Genomic DNA, 15,973 nt, shown 5'->3' with positions numbered 1-15,973 from the left:
TTTCAACCGGATTTCCGGGGAGACGACGATGCGACGCACGACCGCGGCACGAGCCGCACGATGGATGGCGGCGGCCCTGTTCGCCGTGACGGCCGCGCATGCGGTGGCGGCCGGCCCGGCCGACGCGCAGCAGGAAGCCAACCGGCGCACGGTACTCGCGTTCTACGAGAAAGGGCTGAACGAGAAGGATGCGGACGCCGCGCTCGCGTATGTCGGCGATCGCTACGTGCAGCACAACCCGAACGCGGCCGATGGTCGCGACGGCTTCCGCAAGTTCGTCGCGTTCCTGCGCGACAAATATCCGCAATCGCACAGCGAGATCAAGCGTTCGTTCGTCGATGGCGACTACGTGATCCTCCACGTGCACGCGGTGCGCGAACCGGGCACGCGCGGCAGCGCGATCATGGACATCTTCCGGCTCGAGCACGGCAAGATCGTCGAACACTGGGACGTCAACCAGCCGGTGCCCGAGCAGGCGGCGAACGGCAACACGATGTTCTGATTGCCTGACGCGTGTAGTGCGCGGCGCCACTGTGCGCCGCTTCCGTTTGTATCCGCTTCGCCTACCGCCCTTCGAGTTCGAGCATCGCCGCGAGCCCCTTCGTCAACGCGCTGACCATCGGATCGGCCGTCGGCCGGTGCAGGATCGCGATGTCCATGTGCTCGATCGGCGCGAAGCCCTGCTTCGCGGTCAGCACCACGTGCTCGTCCGTCACCACGCGCGCGGGCAGTACGCTGATGCCGAGCCCGTCCGCGACGGCCGCCTGGATGCCGCTCAGGCTCGACGTCGTGAAGCTGATCCGCCAGCGGCGGCCGCGCTCCTCGATCGCCTTGATCATGTCGTCGCGATAGAGCCCGCGCGGCGGGAACACGACGATCGGCACCGGGTCGAGATCGATCGACGGATGCTTCGCACTGTCGATCCAGCGCAGCTTCTCCGGCCAGCGCACGATCGCCTCGCGGCTGTCGCGCCGCTGCTTGATCAGCACGAGGTCGAGTTCGCCGCGATCGTACGCGGCGCTGATGTCGCGGCTCAGCCCGCACGTTACTTCGAGCTTCACCTGCGGATGCTCGCGCTTGAACGCCGCGAGCGCGTGCGTCGTACGGCCCGCCGCGAAATCGTCGGGTACGCCGAGCCGGATCGTCAGCGCGACCGTCGCACCCGACAGCGCCTCCAGCATCTCGTCGTTCAGCGCGAGCATGCGCCGCGCATAGCTGAGCACCGTCACGCCCGCGTCGGTCGGCCGCACGTCGCGCGCGCCGCGATCGAGCAGGCGGTGGCCGGCGATTTCCTCGAGCCGGCGCACCTTCTGGCTGACCGTCGACTGTGTCGAATGCAGGCGCGCGGAAGCCGTCGTGAAACTGCCGCAATCGGCGACCATCACGAGCGCGCGCAGCAGGTCGATGTCGAACAGAGGTCTATTCATTTCTGCACTTCTTTGGATTCGGGCATTTCATTTTCAAATGCGTGCGACGACTTTTAACATGGCGGGACATCGCGGGCAATCGCGGTTTCGCCGGATTTGGGAGGGGTGTTTGGCGGGATTTTGAGGCGCCAGACGACATCCAATGGATGACGCTCGCGCACAGCGCCGATCTGCGCAGCCCGATCCGCTATCGCTGCACCGCGTGGATTCCGGCGGCCGAACGCGGTCATGCTCGACGACGCGGCGAACGGTACGTGCGGATCGAACGGCGTGACGCCGCTGCCGCCCGCGCGACGGCGGGTATGGGGCGAACGAGCGGGCTGGTGGCGGGGCGCAGTAGGTTTAGCGGCGGCGCGATTTGGGTTCCGGCGTGCCGCCGGGGAGTTTTCGCAGGAATGCGTCGGCGAGTTCAACACAATAGTCGAACGACGGCGTGTAGCCGAGTGTCCGGATGTCGTCGAAGCGCGGTTGGACGAAGGCACGATGCTCGTTGAGCAGACGCAGAAACGTGTCGCGATGCCGAACGAGGAACGCACCGGCGTCCATCAGGCTTTCCGGCTCCCGCTCGATGACCAGGCACAGATCGAACAGGTCCCGGGCGGTCGGACGATCGCCGCGGTGCCACATTTTCTTGGCGACGATTTCCGCGGAAGTCTCGACCTTGATATTGGTGTTGAAAAATTCCATCGCAGTATAGGCTGCATTGCCGGTAGGTTCGATGGAACTGCGGGAAACTCATCGCCGTGGTGACCGGTGTAGATCACTTCCTCTCGTTAACATTCGGAAAGCGCATTCTGTGTCAGGTATGGATCGCGCAGGGTAAACACCCAAAAATTCCTGGAAAATCTCACAATTGAGCATCACCCCGTCTCTCGGTTTCGATCTTCTCTCAATCCGCCGCCCCTCCCGTATTTCCCCGCTTGCGCTCAAAAATCAAGCAGTCTAGACTGCATCGCAGTTTCATCGAAACCCCGGCCGTTCGCGCCCCGCGCCGGCCTCCCGTCGAGGCGCCCACCACCGTACGCCGGCATCGCCCGCCCCGTCGAGACTCACAAGGACCCGCCATGAACCGCACCGCAAAGCTCCTCGTCACCGCGCTGGCGTTCGCGCCGCTCGTGTCGTTCGCGCAGGACACGTCGACGATCCGCTGGGGTATCGACCCCACCTATCCGCCGTTCGAGGCGAAGCAGCCCGACGGCTCGCTCGCCGGCTTCGACATCGACCTGCGCAATGCGATCTGCGAGCAGCTGCATGCGAAGTGCGTGTGGGTCGAGCAGGGCTTCGACGGGATGATCCCGGCGCTGCGCGCGCGCAAGTTCGACGTGATCATGTCCGCGATGACGGCCACCGACGAGCGGCTCAAGCAGATCGACTTCTCGAACAAGCTGTATGCGTCGCCGGGCGCGCTCGTCGCGCCGGTCGGCTCGAAGCTGCTGCCGAGCGCCGCGTCGCTCGCCGGCAAGCGCATCGGGATCGACCAGGGCACGACGCAGGAGGCGTACGCGAAGGCCGAATGGGCAACCAAGGGCGTGACGATCGTTTCGTACCAGAATCAGGACCAGGTGTACCAGGATCTCGTCAACGGCCGCCTCGACGCGACCTTCCAGGACAAGACGCAGGCCGGCTACTCGTTCCTGAAGACGCCGCGCGGCAAGGGCTATGCGTTCGCGGGCCCGGACGTGACCGATGCGCGGATCACCGGTTACGGCGTCGCGATGGGCATACGCAAGGGCGACGCCGACATGAAGAAGCGGCTGAACGACGCGATCGTCGCGATTCGCGCGAACGGCACGTACCAGAAGATTGCCGCGAAATACTTCGACTTCGACATCTATGGCGCGAAGCAGCAGCTGACTTCGGCACCGTAACCCCGTGACTCATTCGATCGACAGGCACACCATGACGAGTATCCAGGAGCGCGTCGCGCAAGCCGTGACACCCGAACTGATCGCCGCGTTCCGCGAGGAAGGCGCGGTCTGCATCAGGGGCATTTTTTCGCCCGACGAAGTGGCCGCGCTGCGGGCCGGCATCGACGCGAACCTCGCGCAGCCGAGCGAGCGCGCGAAAGTCGCGAGCCGGCCCGACGATCCGGGCTGGTTCTTCGAGGATTTCTGCAACTGGCAGCACAACGACGCATATCGCGATTTCATCGTGCGCTCGCCGGCGCCGTCGGTTGCCGCCGCGCTGATGGGCACCGACCACGTGCGGCTGCATCACGACCACCTGCTCGTGAAGGAGCCCGGTACGCGGCAGCGCACGCCGTGGCACCAGGATCAGCCGTACTACGACATCGAAGGCGACGACAACGTCAGCATGTGGATTCCGGTCGATCCGGTGCCGCTCGAATCGACGCTGGAATTCGTCGCCGGCTCGCATCGCGGGCCGTGGCTGATGCCGCGCACGTTCATGGACAAGGAGGCGAAGTGGTTTCCGGAAGGCAGCCTCGCCGACCTGCCCGACATCGAAGCCGACCGCGCGGCCTTCCCGATTCGCCGCTGGGCGCTCGAACCCGGCGACATGGTGTGCTTCCGGATGCTCACGCTGCATGCGTCGGGCGGTACGCGGAACCGCCGCCGTGCGTTCTCGATCCGCTTCGTCGGCGACGATATCCGTCACGCGCCGCGCCGCTGGAAGACGTCGCCCGATTTCCCCGGGCTCGCGCAGCAACTGCCGGACGGCGCGCCGCTCGATCACCCGCTGTTTCCGGTCGTGTGGTCGCGCGAGGCGGGGCAGGTCGGTGCGATCTGAGCAGCGCAGGAACGAATACGGCGGCCGTTTCATGACGAAACGGCCGCCGTGCGCTGGGGGCTTGCGACGAACGATCAGGTCGGGTGACGCCCCGCGCCGGGCTTGAAGCGCGAACCGAGCCGGTAGCGGTTGCCCGGATGCAGGAAGTGCACGAACGTGACGGGCAGCCCGTCCGTCCACGTGCGCCGCGTGAGCGTGAGGCACGGCTCGTCGGCGCGCATGTCGAGCAGCCGTGCCTGCTCGCTGGTGGGCAGCGACGCGTCGACGACGTGCTCGATTTCCAGTTCGTAGTGCGACACGTTGTTGTACAGGTACTCGGACGGCGGCTCGGTCTGGAAATCCTGGTCGATGAAGCCGGGCGCGGCGGCCGGGTTCACGTAGCGATCCTCGAGCTGGATCGGGCGGCCGTTTTCCTCGTGCACGCACACCACGTGAAAGACCGGCGTATTGACCGGCAGGCCGAACGCGGCCGCGACGTCGAACGATGCGGGTTCGCTCGACTGGCTGAGCACGCGGCAGCGATATTCGTGTCCGCGCGCGCGAATTTCGTCGCGGATGTGCGCGATCATCAGCAGGTTCGACTGCGGCTTCACCTCGGCGACGAAGGTGCCGACGCCTGCGGTGCGCTTGAGCACGCCTTCCTCGGTCAGCTCGCGCAGCGCGCGGTTGACCGTCATGCGTGCGACGCCGAACTGCGCGGCGAGATCGAGCTCGGACGGAATGCGATCGCCGGGGCGCCAGTCGCCGGACTCGACGTTCTGGCGGACGAGCGTCTTGATCTGCTGGAACGGTGCGGTGGCCTTGGTGACCATCGGAAGATCCTTGCGCGAAAAAGTGACGAGAAGTGACGAGGCTAGTCGTCGTGGCTGACGATGACCAGGATCTCCGCCTGCGCGGTGCCGAGGCTGCGCGTGCGGTGCGGGATCAGTGCGTTGAAATAGACTGAATCGCCGGCCCTGAGTTGCACCGTCTCGTTCGGAAATTCGATTTCGATGCGTCCCTTGTGCACGAACAGGAATTCCTCGCCTTCGTGCTCGCGGAACGTCGATGCGACGAATTCGTGCGGCGGATGCACGACGAACGGCAGCATCTTCTTCGGCGCGACGCCTGCCGCGATGCTTTCGAAGCGATGCGCGTGGCTGTCGGCCGCCGCGCCCATTGCCGTGCGCTCGCCGGCGCGCGTGACCGTGATCAGTTCGCGGTTGCGGCTTTCCGAGAACAGTTGCTCGACGTCGACGTTCAGCGCCTTCGACAGCTTCAGCGCGACCGCGATCGACGGCACGCTCAGGCCGCGCTCGACCTTCGACAGGTAGCTCTTGGTGAGGCCGGTCTCGTCGGCCAGCACGTCGAGCGTCCAGCCCTTCTGTTTTCTGAGCAGCTTCAGGCGAATCGTCATGGGGCGCCAGGTGTCCTTCGAAAAACCGATTGTAACGCATGACACAAAGTGTCATTCGGTGTATCGTGTGTCATTCGTGATCGGGGAAACGGCCGCGGACGGCGCGGCAGACCCGGTTCATTCAGGAGGCGAACATGGCGGAAACGCTGAATTTGACGAAGGAAGCGCTGGTCGCGCTGGCGGAGCGGCGTCTGGAAAACGCGGTGGGCGACAGCGGCTGGTCCGCGCGGCAAAAGCTTGCGCTGACCTGCCGGATTTTGTTCGACGCCGGCCACGACTCGGGCCTGGCCGGGCAGATCACCTGCCGCGCGGACGCGGCCGGCACGTACTACACGCAGCGGCTCGGGCTCGGCTTCGACGAGATCTCGGCCGCGAACCTGCTGCGCGTCAGCGAGGATCTCGACGTCGTCGACGGCGAAGGCATTCCGAACCCGGCCAACCGGTTCCATACGTGGATTTATCGCGAGCGCCCGGACGTGAACTGCATCATCCATACGCATCCGGCGCACGTCGCGGCGCTGTCGATGCTCGAACAGCCGCTCGTCGTGTCGCATATGGATACCTGTCCGCTATACGACGATTGTGCGTTCCTGAAGGACTGGCCGGGCGTGCCGGTCGGCAACGAGGAGGGCGAGATCATCTCGAAGGCGCTCGGCAGCAAGCGCGCGATTCTGCTGTCGCATCACGGGCAGCTCGTGGTCGGCAAGACGATCGAGGAGGCGTGCATTCTCGCGCTGCTGATCGAACGCGCCGCGAAGCTTCAGCTGCTCGCGATGTCGGCCGGCGAGATCAAACCGGTGCCGCCGGCGCTGGCGCGTGAAGCGCACGACTGGATCTCGAAGCCGAAGCGCGATGCGGTGACGTTCGACTACTACGCGCGCCGCGCATTGCGTACGCATCAGGATTGCGTCGCGTAAGCGAATGCGCCGTTTCGATCTTTTTAGTCAATCATTGAGGAATACCAATCGTGTCCATCCTGTTGAAAGGCATCATTGCCTACCCGGTCACGCCGTTCTCCGTCGACGGCGGCGTCGACCTGACAGCGCTCGATGCGCTGATCGATCGCCTGATCGCCGACGGCGTTCACGCGATCGCGCCGCTGGGCAGTACCGGCGAAAGCGCGTACCTGTCCGACGCCGAATGGGAGGCCGTCGCTACCGCGTCGATTCGCGCGGTGCGCCGGCGCGTGCCGACCGTCGTTGGAATCTCCGATCTCACCACGGCGGGCGCGGTGCGCCGTGCCCGCTTTGCCGAGCAGGCCGGCGCCGATGCGGTGATGGTGCTGCCGGTGTCGTACTGGAAGCTCGGCAACGACGAGATCGTCGCGCACTATCGCGCGATCGGTGACGCGATCGGCATCCCGATCATGCTGTACAACAACCCTGCGACGAGCGGCGTCGACATGTCGCCCGAGCTGATCGCGACGATCTGCCGGACGGTCGGCAACGTGACGATGGTGAAGGAAAGCACCGGCGACATTGGCCGGATGCACCGGCTCGCGCAATTGAGCGACGGCGCGATCCCGTTCTACAACGGCAGCAATCCGATGGCGCTCGCCGCACTGGCCGCCGGCGCGGCCGGATGGTGCACGGCCGCGCCGAACCTGAATGCCGCGTTGCCGCTCGCGTTGTTCGACGCGATGCGCACGGGCGACCTCGCCCGCGCCCGATCGGTCTTTCACGCGCAGTTGCCGTTGCTGCAGTTCATCGTCAACGGCGGGTTGCCGGTGACCGTGAAGGCCGGGCTGAGGCTGCGCGGTTTCGACGCCGGCGAACCGCGGCGGCCGCTGCTGCCGCTCGGCGACGCACGCATGCGCGAACTCGAGCGCCTGCTCGCGGCGCTGCCGGACGGTGTGGCGGCATGAGCGCCGACGCACGGCCGGCGATCGCGGTCGCCATCGGCGCGGTGCGGATCGGCGTGAGCCGGCCGCTCGCCGGCACGCCGCACGCGAGCGCGATCGACAAGCAGCCGGTGGACGCACGCCTGTGGCTGGGCGCGCTCGGCTTTGCCGGCGACGAGCAGGCCGATGCGCGGCATCACGGCGGCCCCGACAAGGCCGTTCACCACTATGCGTACGATCACTATCCGTGGTGGGCCGGGCAGATCGGCGCGCGCGACGTGCTCGCCCGGCCGGGTGCATTCGGCGAGAACCTGTCGACGCGCGGCATCACCGAGCGCGACGTGTGTCTCGGCGACGTGTTCACGCTGGGCGGCGCGGTGCTCCAGGTGTCGCAGTCGCGGCAGCCGTGCTGGAAGCTCAACGCACGCTTCGACCATCCGCGGATGGCGGCGCTCGTGCAGCACAGCGGCCGGACCGGCTGGTACTACCGCGTGCTGCAGGAAGGCTGGGTGGCGGCGGGCGATGTGCTGGCGCTGCATGCGCGCCGCTACCCGGAATGGCCGCTGTCGACGGTGCTCGACGTGCTGTATCGACGCACGCTCGACATGGCCGCGCTGGATGCGCTGTGCGACGTGCCGCTGCTACCGCCCGGCTGGCGCAAGATGCTCGAAAAGCGCCGGACCGAGCGGCAGGTCGAAGACTGGACGAAGCGGCTCGAAGGATGACGGGCCGCGTCCGGTGCTTACTTCGTCGGCAGGTTGCGCACGTCGGCCGTCGGCTCGGTACCGAATGCATCGCTCAGCGCATAGCCGATCAGTTGCCGGGCGGTCGCCTCGGGCGTGGCGAGCGCGCCGCTCGACTTCAACTGGTCGAATTTCTCGCGCATCGGGAAGTTGTCTTCGCCGGTCGCGCGGATCGTGGCCTGCATGCCGGTATCGACGACGCCCGGTGCGACGCTGCAGATCCGCAGCGCGCCGTTCGCGTCGAGCGCGACGGCGCGTGCATGATGATCGAGCGCGGCCTTGGTCGCGCAGTAGACGCTCCAGCCGGCATACGCGTTGCGGGCCGCGCCGCTCGACAGGTGCACGATCCGGCATTCGGTCGCGGCCGAGGCGGCTTGCGCGAGCGCGGCCGACAGCATCAGCGGCGCGGCGACGTTCAGGCCGACCGCGCGGGCAACGATCGCCGGGTCCTGCGCGGCGAGCGGGCCGATCGGGTCGACGATGCCCGCGTTGTTGAACAGCAGCACGAGCGACGCGCCGTCGACGAAGCGGCGCAGCGTGTCGCCGGCCAGCCAGCTCGCGATAGTCTTCGAGTCCGACAGATCGAGTTCGACCTCGGTAAAGCGCTCGCCGGCCTGTGACGCGAGCGACGGATGACGGCTGCGCGACACGCCGAGCACGGCGATGCCTTCCTGCAGCAGTTGTTCGGCGAGCGCCGCGCCGACGCCGCGGGTGTGTCCGGTGACGATGGCGCGCACGGGTGCGGAAGAAGATGCAGTCATGGTGGTGAACGGGTGAGGGGGTGAACGGGTTTGACGAGCGGCGCGCAGGCACGGCGGCAGCGCATTCAACGCGGGTGATGCGTGGTATCGGCGTGCGAAGACGATCGCGCGGCGCCGTTGATATCGGGATAAGGGTACATCGTAGCGCCGGCATGTGCATCGCGCAAACGCCGCGGGGCGTGCGTGAAGGCCGAATCCGCGGTGCTGCGCGCATGCATCGTCGCGTTGCCTCACGTGCGATCGGCGCGCCGCTACGTCGGACGAAAGCCTGTTGCGGCACGTGCGCGCGCTGGTGCGATGAGCGGCGCCGGGCCGCGTGTCGCGAGCTATCATATGGCTCGCCCGTGCGCGATGCCGTACGGGCCGCGATCGTTTCCCTTCACCTGCTGCACGCTGCGACGCCACTCATGAACACCACGCCGGATACGCCCACGCCCCGCGCCCTTCGCGAACTCACGCCTCTCGAGGCCCGCATTCTCGGCGTGCTCGTCGAGAAACAACACACGGTGCCGGATACCTACCCGCTGTCGCTGAACGCGCTGACCGCGGGTTGCAACCAGAAAACCGCGCGCGCGCCGGTGATGAACGTCAGCGAGGACGAAGTGACGACCGCGCTCGACGGGCTGAAGCACCTGAGCCTCGTGATGGAGGGCAGCAGCAGCCGCGTGCCGCGTTTCGAGCACAACATGAACCGCGTGCTCGGCATCCCGAGCCAAGCGATCGCGCTGCTGACGATCCTGCTGCTGCGCGGCCCCCAGACGGCCGCCGAGCTGCGCCTGAACAGCGCACGCCTGCACGGCTTCGCGGACATCTCGTCGGTCGAGGCGTTCCTCGACGAACTCGCGGCGCGTACGCAGCCGCTCGTCGTCCGGCTGCCGCGTGCGCCGGGTGCGCGCGAGAACCGCTGGATGCACCTGATGTGCGGCGAAGTGAACATGGCCGATTTCGCGAGCGCGGATGCCGGCGGCGGCGCGGATTCGGTGCCGCCTTCCGAATTCGAGGCGCTGAAGGCCGAACAGAAGCGCCTCGCGGACGAAGTGGCGCGCCTGAATGCGCTGGTTCAGCGGATGGCGAGCGAACTCGGCATCGACGTCGACGCGCCGGGCGACGCGTCGTGATCGCTTCCTGATGCAATGACGGCGGTGCGCGCGCACCGCCGCGTCACTTCTGCTCGACGCCGGGGGCGAGGTACCACGCACGCGCTTCGGATCAACCGGCGCATCACGGCGAGAACCGAATGGTTTTCATGACGGTGCGTGAGTGATGAAGACACATATCAACCGACACTGATCCGCGTCGCGCCCGCATCGACGAGCCGGAACAGTAGATCCTCGACGGCCGTCTCCGGCGCGGAACCGAGATCCGCATGGATGCGCCAGCCCTGCTCCGTGCGAACCGGTTTCGACAGGTAGTGAACGATGCCGTGCAGTCCATCTTCGGCTGGCGTGTTTTCGTCGTCCGCGTCGAACCACGCGAGGAACCACGTCTTGAACGCGTCGTTCGCGGCGCTTTCGTCGAGGCCGTCGGCCTCGACCGCCGCCCAGTCCCACACGAACGGCTGGATCGACACGGCCGCCGTTTCGAGTTCGAAGGCGAACGGCTCGAAATCCAGCTGCGTGGCCGAATCGACCATCGCGGGCTGGCCGGCCGCCTCGCCTTCGGTCGCGATCGTGTCGGCGCGGCACGGCAGCGCGAGCGGGCCTTCGGTGGCCAGCGTGCCGTCGGCCCGCCGGTAGGCCGGCTCGACGACGACGGCCGGTTGCGTGGTCGCTTTCGCGAGCAGGTCGACATAGGGTTGGCGGATGGCGCGGAGCAGTTCGGAGACGGTCATCGTGGCGTGTCGGTTGGGCAGGAAGCGATCGGTCACAGGCAAGCGGTGTGCGGAGCGACCGGCGTCGCACGACGGGCCGCTTCGGTACCGGACAACGGTGATCCTACGGGACTTCCCTCCAACACGAACACTCGGCCGAACGGCCGGGCCGCCGACCTCGCGTGGCAACCGGTTTAGACGTTTACCTTCAAACAAGCGAAAACGCGCCTCGAACGCATTCTCGTTGTGCTTCAATGAATCAGATTTGCAGTCCTACTAAATTACAGAATCGGAACAAACCGGATCATTCATTTACAGGAGACAGTCGATGGCACCGAAACGCTGTTGAAGCGGCAATCGAGATGGTCTGCAACACCGCCGAATTTCCTTCGATGAAAGCAGGTTATCCCAGGGGCCACCCATGTCCTCCAGACGTTTCATGATTGCCGCGGCTGCGGCCGCGGTGTCGGCCGCGCTCGCCGTCACGGCACCGCCGGCCGGCGCCGCGGCACCAGCCGTCTCCGATCCGTTCTACACGTACACCGGCACGACGCCGCTGGCATCGGTTCCACCGGGTACCGTGATCAAGACGCGTAACGTCACCTATCACGTGGCCGGCATTCCGACCGCGGTGACCGCGCAGCAATTGCTGTATCGCACCAGCAACGCGCTGAACCAGCCGGTTGTCAACGTGACCTCCGTGATCCGCAGCCCGGTCAGCAACGGCCACGCGATCTCGTACCAGTCGGCCTACGATTCGCTGAACCCGTACGACGAACCGTCGCAGGTGATCGCCGGCGATCGCGACGTGACCAAGGTCATCAACGTCGGCACGTTGCTGTACAGCGCGGAATCGATTCCGCTGTCGACGCTGCTGCTGCTCGGCTACAACATCATCGTGCCCGATACCGAGGGCCAGACGGCCGATTTCGCGGCCGGCCCCGAATACGGGATGACGACGCTCGATTCGATTCGCGCCGCGCTCAATACGCCGTCGACCGGGCTGAGTCCGTCGAGCAAGGTCGCGATGATCGGCTATTCCGGCGGCGCGATCGCGACGAACTGGGCCGCGCAACTCGCGCCGAGCTACGCGCCCGACGTCAACCGGCAGCTCGTCGGCGCGGCGGAGGGCGGTGTGCTGGTCGATCCCGCGCACAACCTGCGTTATGTCGACGGCAGCATCGTGTGGGGCGGCGTCGCCGCGGCCGCGCTGGCCGGGCTGTCGCGCGGCTACGACTTCGACCTGACGCCGTACCTCAGCGAGACGGGCGTCGCCGTGTTCAAGGACATCCAGAACCAGTCGCTCGCGTACATCCTGCCGAAGTACACGGGCCTGCGCTGGGGCACGCTGTTCAAGCCGCAATACGCGAACGACATCAACAGCATTCCGGTGTACGTCACCTATGCGAACAAGGTGAATGCGGGGCTGGCCGCGTCGCCGACGATCCCGATGTTCATCGGCCAAGGCACTGCGGGCGCGCTGGACGGCACCTTCAGCAGCCAGGTGGGCGACGGCGTGATGCTGGCATACGACGTGCGCGCGCTGGCGCAGAAGTTTTGCGCGAGCGGCACGGCGGTCACGTACTCCGAGTATCCGCTCGAACACGCGGGCGCGATCGTGCCGTGGGTGGCCGGCATGCTGCCGTGGCTCTACGATCGCTTCAACGGCAAGGCCGCGCCGAACAATTGCTGGCTGACGTCGCTGCTGCCGAGCAATTCGCTCGCGCCCGAGACGCGGCACTAGTCACGCCGCGCAATGCGGCAAACGGTCGGGCGACCCCTTTGCGGGTCGCCTTTTTTGCGTCGTTTCGACGTCGGCCGCGTGACTGCGGCCGCCACCGCCCGCATTCCCCGCCGCGACCTTCTCCGGGTGCCATAATCGAGCCTGCCCATCGTTACAGACAGACGTCCCCCGGAGAATCACCATGCAGAACCTCGACAATCCTTCCCACGATCGCGAGGTAGGCAGCGCCGACGCGACGCAGGACACCACACGCATCGACGACGTCCGCATCGGCGCCGTGCGTCCGCTGATTTCGCCCGCGCTGTTGCTCGACGAGCTGCCGGTGCCGGCCGCCACGCAGACGCTCGTCGAGGATACGCGCCGCGCGATCGGCGACATCCTGCACGGCCGCGACGACCGGCTGCTGCTCGTCGTCGGCCCGTGCTCGATCCACGATCACGACCAGGCGCTCGATTACGCACGCCGCCTGAAGGTCGCGGCCGACGCGCTGAAGGACGACCTGCTGATCACGATGCGCGTGTACTTCGAGAAGCCGCGTACGACGGTCGGCTGGAAGGGGTACATCAACGATCCGCGCCTCGACGGCAGCTTCCGCATCAACGAAGGGCTGCGCGCCGCACGGCAACTGCTGCTCGACATCAACGCGCTCGGCCTGCCGGCGTCGACCGAATTCCTCGACCTGCTGAGCCCGCAGTACATCGCCGACCTGATCGCGTGGGGCGCGATCGGCGCGCGCACCACCGAGAGCCAGAGCCATCGCCAGCTCGCGTCGGGGCTGAGCTGCCCGATCGGCTTCAAGAACGGCACCGACGGCGGCGTGCAGGTCGCGTCGGACGCGATCGTCGCCGCGGCGGCGAGCCATGCGTTCATGGGGATGACGAAGATGGGGATGGCCGCGATCTTCGAGACGCGCGGCAACGACGACGCGCACGTGATCCTGCGCGGTGGCAAGAACGGCCCGAACTACGATGCCGGGCACGTCGAGGCGAGCTGCGCGGTGCTGCGCAAGGCCGGGTTGCGCGAGCAGGTGATGGTCGACTGCTCGCATGCGAACTCGAACAAGTCGCACGAGCGGCAGATCGAGGTCGCGCAGGATCTCGCGCGGCAATTGGGGCAGGGCGAGCACCGGATCGTCGGCGTGATGGTGGAAAGCCATCTCGAAGCCGGCAGGCAGGACCTGAAGCCGGGTGTGCCGTTGCAGTATGGCGTGTCGATCACCGATGCGTGCCTGAGCTGGGCGCAGACGGAGCCGGTGCTCGACGTGCTGGCGGAGGCGGTGCGGCATCGCAGGGTGTATTCGCGGAATGCGTGATGCCGCGTGGCGGCGCGGCGGCCGCCGCGTCGTTCGATGCGCCACGAAGTTCGGGTGCCCATCTATGGGGTTGTCCTGATCGACACGCCGCGGCGCCATTTTCCCGCGCCGCGCGCTCCATCTGTCTGCACGATCATTGATCCTGATCCTGCTCGCGCCGCCAGCCCCATTGCACCCTGAACGCACGATCCGGCGAATGCCGCTACCATGAAGGACGTGTTGCACGCTGCGGCCCGGCCATGCCGGTCCGCCACGCACACATGTCATGGCGGCGCGGCCGGCCGCCACGCGACCGACGAAGAGCGGCCATCCGCGGGGCGTTCACCGATCGGCCGTCGCGTCCCGCCGCTTCGTCCCGGCATCCACAACAACCGAACCGGAGTGCAACACATATGAAGTTCTACAAGACCCTCATCGCAGCAACCGTCCTCGCCTCGAGCGTCAGCGCGCACGCGCAGATCGCGGGCGCTCAGCCGATCAGCGTGACCGTCGAGCAATCGCAGGCGCTGCTCGAAGGCTGGAGCGTGAAGAAGAGCGTGCTCGGCAAGACCGTGTACAACGACGAGAACCAGAAAGTCGGCAAGGTGCGCGACCTGATCGTCGCGCCGGACGGCTCGGTGTCCGCCGCGATCGTGTCGGCCGGCGGTTTCCTCGGCGTGGCCGCGCACGACGTCGCGGTGCCGATCGCGTCGCTCGACGTGCGCAACGGCAACATCTATCTGCCGGGTGCGACCAAGGAAGCGCTGAAGGCCACGCCGGCGTTCCAGTACGCGAAGGTGCCGTCGCCGCCGAAGCCGAAGAAGGTCGACGAAAAGCACTGATCCGCCACCTCGCGCGTCGTACGTCGTGACGGGCGACGCGCGTCCTCGCGACGGTCAGGTCGCGTCGAGGCCGCCGTCGACCGTGATTACCTGCCCCGTCATCCATGCCGCCTGCGGCGATGCGAGCGACACGATCCAGTTTGCGACGTCCGCGGGCTCGCCGCGCCGGCCAAGCGGAATGCGCGTGCGCTCCTGCGCCTTGATCGCTTCGATGTCGGTTTCCGACAGCTTCATCCGTTCCGACAGGAAGTCCGTTTCCGTCGGGCCCGCCGCGACGGCGTTCACGCGTACGCCTGCCGATGCGAGCTCGAGCGCCCAGCAGCGCGTCAGATGCTCGAGTGCGGCCTTGCTCGCCGCATAGTGCGACAACAGCGCGGCGGCCTTGTGTCCGAACGTGCTCGACACGTTGACGATGCTGCCGCGCGCCGCTTTCAGATGCGGCAGCGCGGCAGTCGCGAGCATCGACGGTCCGAGCGTATTGACGGAAAAGATCGCGCTGATCGCTTCGAAGGTAGCCGACTCCAGCGGCAGGATTGCACCGGCGCCCGCATTGTTGACCAGCACGTCGAGCCGCCCCGCCAGCGCGACCGCTTCGTCGATCGTGCGCGCGGCGTCGGCCGCATTGCCGGCATCCGCGACCACGTAGTCGATGCCCGGCGCGCTGCGCGCGGCGGCGGACAGCGCATCTTCGCGGCGCCCCGTGATGATGACGCGCGCACCTTCGCGTGCGAACGCGACGGCCGCTGCCAGCCCGATGCCGGCACCGCCGCCGGTAATGAGGACCACCTTGTTGTCGAATGACTGCATGACTTCCTCGTAAAGATGATGAGTTGAGCGTGCGTGCCGTTAGCGTTCGTGCGCATCGTCCGCCGGCGCGAGCGCCACGACGTGGCTGATCCCCTCGTGCGCCATCTTCGTATACGGACTGAAACGCTCCGTATTGCGGACCAACTCTTCCGCCACCGCGCGTTCGATGCCCGGCAGCCGCACGCGGATGTTCGCGTTCAGCATGAACAATCCGTCCACCGGATCGCGGCAGAAGTCGATCGATGCGGACACCGATGCGCCGGCGATCGACACGCCCGCCCGCGCAGCCAGCAGGCTCAGCGCGCCGTGAAAGCACGCCGCATAGCTCGCGGCGAACAGTTGCTCCGGGTTCGGGCCGTCGCCGGGGCCGCCGAGCGCGGACGGCAGGCGCAGTTCGACATCGAGGCTCCCGTCGTCGGAACGTGCGACGCCCGATGCGCGGCCGTGATCGGCCGCGCCGCCCGTGACGGTCACCGTCGTCGAGTACAGCGTCCGCGGTTCCCGTCCGCGATACCGGTCGAGCAGCGACAGCGGCGGTGGGCGCAATGGCGTCATGGCGAGCGT

18 protein-coding genes and 1 pseudogene are annotated in these 15,973 nt (G+C 66.9%); 11 read left to right on the top strand and 8 right to left on the bottom strand.

Annotated elements, in window-relative coordinates:
* Positions 1-28: 28 nt before the first annotated feature.
* Entirely contained in the window at positions 29-502 is a 474-nt protein-coding gene (locus H3O04_RS06120) for a nuclear transport factor 2 family protein (RefSeq protein ID WP_006480256.1), read from the top strand.
* A 61-nt stretch (positions 503-563) separates the two neighbouring features.
* Here the strand turns inward: H3O04_RS06120 and H3O04_RS06115 are convergent, their stop codons facing one another.
* Positions 564-1,427, bottom strand: a complete 864-nt coding sequence (locus H3O04_RS06115; RefSeq protein WP_202587329.1) for a LysR family transcriptional regulator — start codon at positions 1,425-1,427, stop codon at positions 564-566.
* 143 nt (positions 1,428-1,570) lie between these two features.
* On the opposite strand from H3O04_RS06115, the pseudogene H3O04_RS36030 reads away from it, so the two are divergent.
* Positions 1,571-1,657: pseudogene (locus H3O04_RS36030) on the top strand (ankyrin repeat domain-containing protein); the annotation flags it as partial.
* Positions 1,658-1,769: 112 nt separating this feature from the next.
* Here the strand turns inward: H3O04_RS36030 and H3O04_RS06110 are convergent.
* The gene (locus H3O04_RS06110) at positions 1,770-2,147 is read right to left on the bottom strand and encodes a nucleotidyl transferase AbiEii/AbiGii toxin family protein (protein WP_310644219.1); all 378 of its coding nucleotides are present in this window, start codon (positions 2,145-2,147) and stop codon (positions 1,770-1,772) included.
* A gap of 344 nt (positions 2,148-2,491) precedes the next feature.
* On the opposite strand from H3O04_RS06110, the gene H3O04_RS06105 reads away from it, so the two are divergent.
* Entirely contained in the window at positions 2,492-3,295 is an 804-nt protein-coding gene (locus H3O04_RS06105; protein WP_023477013.1) for an ABC transporter substrate-binding protein, read from the top strand.
* A gap of 31 nt (positions 3,296-3,326) precedes the next feature.
* The gene (locus H3O04_RS06100) at positions 3,327-4,175 is read left to right on the top strand and encodes a phytanoyl-CoA dioxygenase family protein (RefSeq protein WP_023477012.1); all 849 of its coding nucleotides are present in this window, start codon (positions 3,327-3,329) and stop codon (positions 4,173-4,175) included.
* Between the two features lie 74 nt (positions 4,176-4,249).
* Here H3O04_RS06100 and hutC read toward each other — a convergent pair whose 3' ends face one another.
* Both hutC and H3O04_RS06090 read right to left on the bottom strand, forming a co-directional pair.
* A complete protein-coding gene (gene hutC, locus H3O04_RS06095) occupies positions 4,250-4,987 on the bottom strand; it encodes a histidine utilization repressor (protein ID WP_006480260.1) in 738 nt (245 codons plus the stop codon).
* A 41-nt stretch (positions 4,988-5,028) separates the two neighbouring features.
* Positions 5,029-5,571, bottom strand: coding sequence for a helix-turn-helix domain-containing protein (locus H3O04_RS06090; RefSeq protein WP_012339122.1), 543 nt, complete (start codon positions 5,569-5,571; stop codon positions 5,029-5,031).
* Positions 5,572-5,705: 134 nt separating this feature from the next.
* On the opposite strand from H3O04_RS06090, the gene H3O04_RS06085 reads away from it, so the two are divergent.
* Genes H3O04_RS06085 through H3O04_RS06075 form a run of 3 tightly spaced genes read left to right on the top strand, consistent with a single transcriptional unit; the run spans position 5,706 to position 8,136 of the window.
* Entirely contained in the window at positions 5,706-6,488 is a 783-nt protein-coding gene (locus tag H3O04_RS06085; RefSeq protein WP_202587328.1) for an aldolase, read from the top strand.
* A gap of 50 nt (positions 6,489-6,538) precedes the next feature.
* The gene (locus H3O04_RS06080) at positions 6,539-7,435 is read left to right on the top strand and encodes a dihydrodipicolinate synthase family protein (protein ID WP_023477010.1); all 897 of its coding nucleotides are present in this window, start codon (positions 6,539-6,541) and stop codon (positions 7,433-7,435) included.
* On the top strand, positions 7,432-8,136 hold the full coding sequence (locus tag H3O04_RS06075) for an MOSC domain-containing protein (RefSeq protein WP_006480264.1): 705 nt from the start codon (positions 7,432-7,434) through the stop codon (positions 8,134-8,136). The genes H3O04_RS06080 and H3O04_RS06075 overlap by 4 nt, the downstream gene beginning before the upstream one ends.
* Positions 8,137-8,153: 17 nt before the next feature.
* On the opposite strand, the gene H3O04_RS06070 is transcribed toward H3O04_RS06075, so the two are convergent.
* A complete protein-coding gene (locus H3O04_RS06070; RefSeq protein ID WP_006480265.1) occupies positions 8,154-8,915 on the bottom strand; it encodes an SDR family oxidoreductase in 762 nt (253 codons plus the stop codon).
* 407 nt (positions 8,916-9,322) lie between these two features.
* Between H3O04_RS06070 and H3O04_RS06065 the strand changes: the two genes are divergently transcribed.
* Positions 9,323-10,033, top strand: coding sequence for a YceH family protein (locus tag H3O04_RS06065; protein WP_034175083.1), 711 nt, complete (start codon positions 9,323-9,325; stop codon positions 10,031-10,033).
* A 158-nt stretch (positions 10,034-10,191) separates the two neighbouring features.
* On the opposite strand, the gene H3O04_RS06060 is transcribed toward H3O04_RS06065, so the two are convergent.
* On the bottom strand, positions 10,192-10,746 hold the full coding sequence (locus H3O04_RS06060) for a hypothetical protein (protein ID WP_023477006.1): 555 nt from the start codon (positions 10,744-10,746) through the stop codon (positions 10,192-10,194).
* A 400-nt stretch (positions 10,747-11,146) separates the two neighbouring features.
* On the opposite strand from H3O04_RS06060, the gene H3O04_RS06055 reads away from it, so the two are divergent.
* The 3 genes from H3O04_RS06055 (at position 11,147) to H3O04_RS06045 (ending at position 14,602) form a co-directional block, all read left to right on the top strand.
* Entirely contained in the window at positions 11,147-12,469 is a 1,323-nt protein-coding gene (locus tag H3O04_RS06055; RefSeq protein ID WP_202587327.1) for a lipase family protein, read from the top strand.
* 181 nt (positions 12,470-12,650) lie between these two features.
* Positions 12,651-13,781, top strand: a complete 1,131-nt coding sequence (locus H3O04_RS06050) for a 3-deoxy-7-phosphoheptulonate synthase (protein WP_226240770.1) — start codon at positions 12,651-12,653, stop codon at positions 13,779-13,781.
* Positions 13,782-14,173: 392 nt separating this feature from the next.
* Positions 14,174-14,602: a PRC-barrel domain-containing protein gene (locus H3O04_RS06045; RefSeq protein ID WP_006480270.1), complete on the top strand. Its 429-nt coding sequence runs from the start codon at positions 14,174-14,176 to the stop codon at positions 14,600-14,602.
* Positions 14,603-14,656: 54 nt separating this feature from the next.
* Here the strand turns inward: H3O04_RS06045 and H3O04_RS06040 are convergent, their stop codons facing one another.
* Both H3O04_RS06040 and H3O04_RS06035 read right to left on the bottom strand, forming a co-directional pair.
* Complete coding sequence (locus H3O04_RS06040) at positions 14,657-15,409, bottom strand: SDR family NAD(P)-dependent oxidoreductase (RefSeq protein ID WP_006480271.1); 753 nt, start codon at positions 15,407-15,409, stop codon at positions 14,657-14,659.
* 39 nt (positions 15,410-15,448) lie between these two features.
* Entirely contained in the window at positions 15,449-15,964 is a 516-nt protein-coding gene (locus H3O04_RS06035; RefSeq protein ID WP_006480272.1) for an Ohr family peroxiredoxin, read from the bottom strand.
* Positions 15,965-15,973: the final 9 nt, after the last annotated feature.

The sequence above is a fragment of the Burkholderia sp. KCJ3K979 genome, assembly GCF_016759955.1.
GTDB classification, from domain to species: domain Bacteria; phylum Pseudomonadota; class Gammaproteobacteria; order Burkholderiales; family Burkholderiaceae; genus Burkholderia; species Burkholderia orbicola.
The sequence above is the reverse complement of the archived record's forward strand: the minus strand, read 5'-3'. Positions and strand labels throughout refer to the sequence as shown.